The 1,210-nt window shown below is 69.9% G+C and carries 1 protein-coding gene; it reads left to right on the top strand.

What is annotated here, in order from left to right:
- Nucleotides 1-71: 71 nt before the first annotated feature.
- On the top strand, nt 72-1,210 hold a 1,139-nt coding region (locus ABZ815_RS52800), incomplete at its 3' end, for a ketoacyl-synthetase C-terminal extension domain-containing protein (protein ID WP_357711153.1).

The following is a 1,210-nucleotide window of genomic DNA, read 5'->3' as shown; positions in this document are numbered from 1 at the left end:
TCGCTGCTGATGGGCGGTGTAAGGCGTTTTCTGATGATGCTGATGGGACGGTGTTCTCTGAGGGTGTCGGGGTGTTGTTGCTGGAGCGGTTGGCTGATGCGCGGGCCAATGGTCATCGGGTGTTGGGGGTGGTGCGGGGGTCGGCGGTCAATCAGGACGGGGCGAGTAATGGTTTGACGGCGCCGAGTGGGCCTTCTCAGGAGCGGGTGATTCGTCAGGCGTTGGCTAATGGGCGGTTGTCTGCGTCTGAGGTGGATGTGGTGGAGGCGCATGGGACGGGGACGGCGTTGGGGGATCCGATCGAGGCGCAGGCGTTGCTGGCTGTGTTCGGTGGGCGGGAGGGCCGTGGTCGGGGGGAGCGGGGGGAGCGGGGGGAGCCGGTGTGGTTGGGGTCGGTGAAGTCGAACATCGGTCATTGTCAGGCGGCTGCTGGGGTGGCTGGTGTGATCAAGATGGTGATGGCGTTGCGGGTGGGGGTGTTGCCGGCGACGTTGCATGTGTCTGCGCCTTCGCGTCATGTGGAGTGGGGGCGTGGTGGGGTGCGGTTGTTGGAGGAGGCGCGGGCGTGGCCTGGAGGGTTGGGGCGGGTGCGGCGTGCGGGGGTGTCGTCGTTCGGGGTGAGTGGGACGAACGCGCATGTGATCGTGGAAGAGGCCCCGCAACCGCTGTCAGGCCAGGCGGTGGAATCGCCGCTGCCTGATGAGGGCGCGGATGTGAGCCCTCTGTCTTCGGGCGGCGTGCAGGGAGCGCCGTCGTCGGGTGGGGGCGGCCTTTTGGGGCGTGCGCTGCAGGGCGGGTTGTCGGGTGGGTTGGTGCCGTGGGTGGTGTCGGGTCGGGGTGAGGGGGCGTTGCGGGCGCAGGCGGGTCGGCTGGCGGAGTGGGTGCAGGCGCGTCCGGGGTTGCCGTTGGGTGAGGTGGCGGCGGGGTTGGTGGAGGGGCGGGCGCTGTTGGAGGACCGGGCGGTGGTGACCGGCCGTGATCGGGAGGAGTTGCTGGCGGGGTTGCGTGCGCTGGCCGCCGGCGAGCCGGCGCCTGGTGTGGTCACCGGAGCAGTATCCGGCGGGGCGTCGAGTGCGATCTCGGGCACGGTGTCCGGCGGGGTGTCGGGTGTGGTGTCAGGGGGTCGTGATGTGGTGCTGGTGTTCCCGGGGCAGGGGACGCAGTGGGCCGGGATGGGTGTGGAGCTGGCCCGGGTCTCACCGGTGTTCGC

The sequence above is a fragment of the Nonomuraea sp. NPDC047529 genome, from assembly GCF_040642995.1.
GTDB lineage: Bacteria > Actinomycetota > Actinomycetes > Streptosporangiales > Streptosporangiaceae > Nonomuraea.
Note: the sequence above shows the minus strand (reverse complement) of the source record. Positions and strands in the feature narration are given on the sequence as shown.